The sequence below is a fragment of the Microcoleus sp. Aus8_D2 genome (assembly GCF_036702665.1).
Taxonomy (GTDB): domain Bacteria; phylum Cyanobacteriota; class Cyanobacteriia; order Cyanobacteriales; family Microcoleaceae; genus Microcoleus.
On the sequence record NZ_JAUBUN010000013.1, the window covers coordinates 1 to 6,496 of the forward strand.

General features: G+C 46.7%; 5 protein-coding genes. 2 read left to right on the forward strand and 3 right to left on the reverse strand.

The genetic code is table 11. From position 1 onward, the window contains the following. Positions 1-76: 76 nt before the first annotated feature. Together secD and QUB64_RS12620 are read right to left on the reverse strand one after the other, a co-directional pair. Entirely contained in the window at positions 77-1,477 is a 1,401-nt protein-coding gene (gene secD / locus QUB64_RS12615; RefSeq protein WP_333268893.1) for a protein translocase subunit SecD, read from the reverse strand. Between the two features lie 299 nt (positions 1,478-1,776). After that, on the reverse strand, positions 1,777-2,760 hold the full coding sequence (locus tag QUB64_RS12620; protein ID WP_333268892.1) for an alpha-ketoacid dehydrogenase subunit beta: 984 nt from the start codon (positions 2,758-2,760) through the stop codon (positions 1,777-1,779). Between the two features lie 211 nt (positions 2,761-2,971). On the opposite strand from QUB64_RS12620, the gene QUB64_RS12625 reads away from it, so the two are divergent. After that, positions 2,972-3,754 (forward strand): Uma2 family endonuclease, encoded by a 783-nt coding sequence (locus QUB64_RS12625; protein ID WP_333268891.1) that lies wholly within the window; start codon positions 2,972-2,974, stop codon positions 3,752-3,754. Positions 3,755-3,911: 157 nt separating this feature from the next. Here QUB64_RS12625 and QUB64_RS12630 read toward each other — a convergent pair whose 3' ends face one another. Continuing rightward, positions 3,912-5,279: an NACHT domain-containing protein gene (locus tag QUB64_RS12630; RefSeq protein ID WP_333268890.1), complete on the reverse strand. Its 1,368-nt coding sequence runs from the start codon at positions 5,277-5,279 to the stop codon at positions 3,912-3,914. A 327-nt stretch (positions 5,280-5,606) separates the two neighbouring features. Between QUB64_RS12630 and QUB64_RS12635 the strand changes: the two genes are divergently transcribed. Next, entirely contained in the window at positions 5,607-6,449 is an 843-nt protein-coding gene (locus QUB64_RS12635; protein WP_333268889.1) for an SH3 domain-containing protein, read from the forward strand. Positions 6,450-6,496 lie beyond the last annotated feature (47 nt).

The following is a 6,496-nucleotide window of genomic DNA, read 5'->3' on the forward strand; positions in this document are numbered from 1 at the left end:
CATGCCCCATGCCCCATGCCCACCCTTCGACTTCGCGAGCGGGCAAGATGCCCCATGCCCCATGCCCCATGCCCCATTAACTATTAGCAGTTTTCGACAAACCGGGACAAAACCACTCGGGTTTGCGCAATTCGGGAAAGCCCAACACTACCAACATTAGAGTGCGGCTGCAAGTAAGAGCAGTAAACATACTCACTACCACTCCCAAGGCTAGGGTTACAGCAAACCCTTTAACTAAACCAGCGCCCAACCAGAATAAAGCAGCACAAGCAATCAGCGTAGTTACGTTACCGTCTAAAATGCTGGAAAAAGCGCGGTAAAAACCAGATTCGACCGATCGATAAAGCGTCTTCCCCGCCCGCAACTCTTCCCGCGTGCGCTCAAAAATCAGCACGTTAGCATCCACCGCCATCCCGATGCTGAGGACAAAACCAGCAATTCCCGGCAGCGTTAATGTCACCCCCAACAGCACGAAAGCGGCCCAAGTTAACAAAGCATAAATTAACAGAGCAATATTGGCAATGACGCCGGGGAGTCGATAGTAGGCAACCATGAAAATCAAGACTAAAATTAAGCCGCCGATACCTGCATTAATACTGCTTTGAATGCTGTCTCGTCCCAAGCTGGCACCGATGGTGCGGTTTTCGACAATTTCCACCGGCACAGGCAAAGCACCGCCCCGCAATTGCACTCCTAAATCATTAGCTTCTTGCGCTGTAAAGCGACCTTGAATTACGGCATTGCCGCCAGTAATTCCTGTCTGGGCAAATTCAACGCCTACTACAGGAGAACTGATCATTCTTTCGTCTAGAAAAATGCCGAGAGTCCGTCCAGTGCCGGCTAAATTTTTAGTAAGTTCCCCAAATAGTTCGCCTCCTTTCGTGTCGAAACGGAGAGCGACGTTCCACTCGTTACCAGTGGGTTGAGCTTGAGCATCTTTGAGGTTTTCGCCGCCGAGTCCGCTGCTTTTGTAGAGTTTGGCGATCGCCTCATTGCTTCTTTTCAAAGCAGCCTGATTTTCTTGAATTGCGGCCTGATTTTTGCTATTTTTGGTAGTTCTCAATTCGGTTTGCTTTGCCAGCAATTCTTGCTGCAACTGCCTTTCAATGCCTAATTGCGCTTCTGTTCCCGGCAGTTGTTCCCGAAAATCTAGCTTGGCCGTGCCGCCCAAAACTCGTTCTGCTTGCTGCGGGTCATTTACTCCGGGTAATTGTACGAGAATTTGGTCTTCTCCTACTGTTTGCACTAATGCTTCGGAAACACCCAAACCGTTGACGCGGTTTTCGACAATCCGCCGCACTGCTTCTAACATTCCTGGGTCAATTTTTGGGATATCTTTGGTAGTTTTTACCTGAATTGTGAGTTGCGACCCTCCTTGCAAGTCTAATCCCAGCCGCGTCGGAATTGTTGCTATCACAGTAATAGCGGCTACGATCAAAACAAAAATTAGGGCTAATAATGAACGTTGTTTTTGCATACTTAATTATTTATTAGTCAGTGGTCATTAGTCAGCGGTCATTGGTCATTAGTCATTGGTCATTAGTCATTGGTCATGTTTTGCTGTCCCCGCGAGCGAACGTCCAACGTCATTAGTCATTAGTTATTAGTATTTGGTGGTTCGCTAAGACTAACGATATCTGCCAGCATGACATTGATGCTAAAACACGGATGCACAGATTGATTATTTCTTCTACCTACCTAACTACCGACCAATGACTAATGACTCATGACCAATGACCAATGACTGATGACTGATGACCAATGACTAATGACTCTTTATACTCGCAAAGCTACCATTTTTTGGACGGCTTCGACAATTTGGTTGGGCTGGACAATTGTCAGTCTTTCCAAATTACCGTTGTAAGGTGTAGGGATATCTTGTGAAGACAGGCGCAAAACTGGTGCGTCGAGTTCGTCAAAAAATCGATCGCTAATCGAAGCAATTAGTTCGGCACCGATGCCTCCGGTTTTCATGCACTCCTCCACAATAATTACTTTGTGGGTTTTGCGAATGGATTCGCCGATGGTGTCCATGTCCAGGGGTTTGAGAGAAATTAGGTCGATCACTTCGGGATCGTAACCTTCTTTCATGAGTGCGGGCAAGGCTTGCAGAACGTGGTGCCGCATCCGCGAATATGTCAAGATGGTGACATCTTTGCCCGATCGCACAATTTCCGCTTTGTCTAACGGCACTAAATATTCTGTTTCTGGCAAATTTTCCTTGAGGTTGTAAAGCAAAACGTGCTCGAAAAACAGCACCGGGTTATCGTCGCGGATGGCTGATTTTAAGAGTCCTTTGGCGTTGTAGGGAGTCGAACAGGCGACTATTTTCAAACCCGGTACTGCTTGGAAATAGGCTTCTAACCGCTGGGAGTGTTCGGCGCCGAGTTGTCGGCCCACACCGCCGGGGCCGCGAATTACCATCGGCATTTTGAAGTTACCGCCGGAGGTGTAGCGCAGCATTCCGGCGTTGTTGGAGATTTGGTTGAAGGCCAGCAGCAAAAAGCCCATGTTCATGCCTTCGATGATCGGGCGCAATCCCGTCATTGCTGCGCCGACTGCCATGCCTGTAAAGCTATTTTCGGCGATCGGGGTATCGAGCACTCGGAGTTCGCCATATTTGTCGTAGAGGTCTTTGGTGACTTTATAGGAACCGCCGTATTGACCTACGTCTTCGCCGAGTACGAATACGGCTGAGTCGCGGGCCATTTCTTCGTCTAACGCCTCGCGGAGGGCGTTGAACAGTAGGGTTTCTGCCATAGGAGGTGAAGCAATGATTGCAGGAGGTCAGATTAGAATCTTAACCTTTTGGGGTGCGGATTAGGAGTCGATCGCACAGTTTGCACTTGGATAGTATAAAATTTTTCACCTATCATCTTTCGCCATTTTTGTCAAATCCTTGGAAAAATATTCCATTGTTCAATAGTAATTTGTGTTTCTATAATGTGAATTAGTTTTGAGGAAAGCCACAATGTTACATTACAACTTACCGAGGAACTTGCCCTCCGCCGACGAACTGCCAGATTCTGATGAAACGCCTGTGGATAATGAACTGCAAGAACTAATACCGGGGTTGTTAAAAGCAATCTTGTTAATACTGTGGTCGGAACGCATGGACTGGTTTTTTGGGATTGATATGGGTATTTACTATCACCCAGAAACACCGCCCATCGTCCCTGATGCTTTCTTAAGTTTAGGAGTAGAAAGGTTTTACGACGAAGAATTGCGTCCCAGTTACGTGCTCTGGGATGAAAATGTCCTGCCGCTGTTCGTGCTGGAAGTTGTTTCTCCAAATTATCGCAAGGAATACAGCACCAAATTGGAAGAATATCAAGCTTTAGGTGTACTTTATTACATTATTTATTCTTCCCGCCGCCGCCGGAAACCTCATTTAGAAGTACACAAGTTAGTTAATGGCAAATATGAATTACAGTCAGGAAGTCCAGTTTGGATGCCAGAAATTGGTTTGGGAATTGGTTGTGAAAGGGGAAATTATTCTGGGGTGACGAGGGAGTGGTTGTATTGGTACGACAGCGATGGCCAACGCTATCTGACACCAGAAGAACAGGTGAAACAGGAATCGCAACGCGCCCAACAATTAGCTCAACGTGTCGAACAGGAATCGCAACGCGCCCAACAGGAATCGCAACGCGCCCAACAGGAATCGCAACGCGCCCAACAATTAGCTCAACGTGTCGAACAATTAGCTCAACAATTGCAGGATTTGGGAGTAGAACCAGAAAATATGAACTAATTAGAGTCAGTAATTCGATCGCTCGTTATGCTGTTTCAAGTACGGGCGATCGATACAGTACAGTAAGGAAGAACGAATAACGAAGAAGGGAAGAAGGAAAGAAGACATATACAGCAACCTGTGTTTTATGTTAAATTCAGTGGATTTAGTTAAGCATTTATATTTCAGCAAAATGCTTTTGTAATAAATCGTGAATAAATCGATAGCGCCGATCGCCCGTTTTTTGCAGCAACAGCCGATCGCCCGCAGCATCGAGAAAACGCTTGTAATCCCAAGGAATATGGCCGCTAGACCACAGTACCAGGTGCAACATCAAACTTTCAATCGCCGGAATTGGTGGCAACACAGCACTAATTACCGCCGCCGCAGCACCCGCAATCAACCCCCAAATCGACCCGGAGACTAGCGTAGCAATTGCTCCCAAAATCACCCAAATCAGCCCGCCAACCAGCTTAACTCCAAACTGATATTTGCGCTGTTGCTCGCCTGTTTGCAGCCAGCTCGACGGTATGCGATCGAGGTAAAATTCTTGAATTCCTTGCTGTTCCATCTTTTTGGCCAACCATCCCAACCAGTGGCGAATTTGTTCGGGCCGCAGTTCCTGATTTCTGGGATACTGCTTGACTTCCCCAGTCATTTGGTGGCGAATGTAGGCAGTTAACAGATATTTGCGCTGTTCTTCTGCGGAAGTTATGCGCTTCCAAGATTCGATTAAAATATCATCGTAAGCTAGAGCCATCATGCTCAACAACAAGGGAGCTTTTGCCAATTTCAGCAACTCCGGCTCGTTCTCGATGCTGTACCAAAGTTCGCGGCTTCTGGCTTCTAGCAGATAATTTTGAATTTTAGTTTCTGTCAGAGGTTTTAACAAAACTGCTGCTTGCAATTTAAATCTTGTCTGGCAGTTTTTGTACACTTCAAAACTGCTGCTTGCTACTAAATGTTTGGGTTTAAATTCACTTTCAACAAACTGATTGATTGCTTGAATGCAGCTATTTTGGCGGTGGGTTTCTACTTCGTCAAAACCGTCGAGGAGAGGCAGCAATTTTTGTTCGGCGAGCCATTTTTTGCCCGCAGCAGGAGAGATGCCGTATTTGTACTGAAGCTGAGCAATTAACCAATCTGCGATCGCCCCAGATTCTGCTTTCCACGATCCTAGTTCAAACAGCACCGGTATTGGTAAATTAGGATCTTGTTCGGCGCGGGAAACTAATACCAGAGCTAATTCTAGCAGCGTCGTGGTTTTGCCTGCACCGATCGCTCCCAAAATGACTAATTTGCCGTTGGTGCGATCGAACACTTTAGAAATGCTAGCTTTGGGAGGAAGCCGAAAACTCGGACGGTTTCCCGCTTTCACTTCCACATCCCAACAGCGGCTAACACCGACAGGCTGGGAGTCTTGGCTGAGGTTAGCCAGCACAGCAGCGTGCAAAGACTGCGATCGGCCTGCTTGGACTTCCCGCTTTACCTCCGAAAGCAGTCGATCGCGAGGCGGTTGTAATCTGAAAGGAATAAATCTTGACATGAGAACTAATAAAGTGCACCTCGCGCTGGATGCTTACCTTGCTCGATGTGAGCACAACTGGCTCAGAGCAACAGTACCATCACTACAGGTGTCAAGTATAGACGGAGTGAAATTATTGTGACAATTATCGATGTTAAATTTTAGCAACTCCTCCGGAAACATGAGCCCTGATTAAGTATTTTCACTATAAATAGAATGGTGAGCGCCCCAAATTTTCCGGGAAAATCTTGATAAATCCGCGCTGATTAAGTATTTTCCCTATAAATTAACTGGCGATCGGGCTAACTCCGAACAAAAATTCTCAGTATAAATACAGAGGGGGTTTTTATGTCATTTACTTCTACTCAAATCATCACAGTCAGCTTAGCAGGGCTAGCCACAGCCGTGGGAGTAGCTGCTGCAACTATACAGTCGGGTGTGATCAAACAATCCAATCCCCCCCTTGCAGAATCCCCAGCAGCCGTCACAAACCCGATCGCACTTTTTCCGGCGAACAACCCCGAATCTGAACCAGCAGAACCCCTGCAAGTAGAAACCCAAGCCGCAGCATCTCCCGCATCTGAATCTCAAGCAGCCAAAAGCGCCACACTTCAACCACCACTAATCGCCGGAGTCTCGCCGCAAAAAGTTGCCCCGGTAGTTGTCACACCGCCCAATTCCGGCTGTAAAATCAGTATGGCTGTAGTTAGCGATCCGAATCCACCGCTGAATGTGCGATCGCACCCCCAAGTAAGCGACAGCAAAATAGTAGGAAAACTCAACAATAATACCTTTGTTTCAGTCGCCGAAGAACAAAACGGTTGGCTGCGAATTACCGATCCAGTTCCCGGTTGGATTGCCAAAAACCGCACCGAAAGCAGTTGTTCTAACGTCAACCAGCAGATTAATTTTCTTCCGGGGGGAGATGAAGCAATTGTTAAAGGTCGAATTATCGGCGGTGGAACTCACTCTTACAAGATTCGGGCTGCTAAAAATCAAACAATGACGGTTAAGAATCGGAAAGATGTTTTCCCGCAAATTATCACTCCTGGCGGCAAACTTTTAGGAAATTCTTATCAAGGTAATGAAACAGAGTGGACAGGCAAAATCCCTGTTACTGGAAATTACACATTTCAACTAGACTCTAATTTCCGGGGATACGAATATGAATTTTATGTGCGAGTCCGATAAATACCCCGGTTTGTAGTAAGGACTTCAGTCCTTCTTCAGGTTTGTAG

Excerpts from the sequence above, each read along its gene's own strand:
- secD (WP_333268893.1), bottom strand. The coding sequence starts at position 1,477 with ATGCAAAAACAACGTTCATTATTAGCCCTAATTTTTGTTTTGATCGTA.
- QUB64_RS12630 (WP_333268890.1), bottom strand. The coding sequence starts at position 5,279 with ATGTCAAGATTTATTCCTTTCAGATTACAACCGCCTCGCGATCGACTG.
- QUB64_RS12625 (WP_333268891.1), top strand. The coding sequence starts at position 2,972 with ATGTTACATTACAACTTACCGAGGAACTTGCCCTCCGCCGACGAACTG.
- QUB64_RS12620 (WP_333268892.1), bottom strand. The coding sequence starts at position 2,760 with ATGGCAGAAACCCTACTGTTCAACGCCCTCCGCGAGGCGTTAGACGAA.
- QUB64_RS12635 (WP_333268889.1), top strand. The coding sequence starts at position 5,607 with ATGTCATTTACTTCTACTCAAATCATCACAGTCAGCTTAGCAGGGCTA.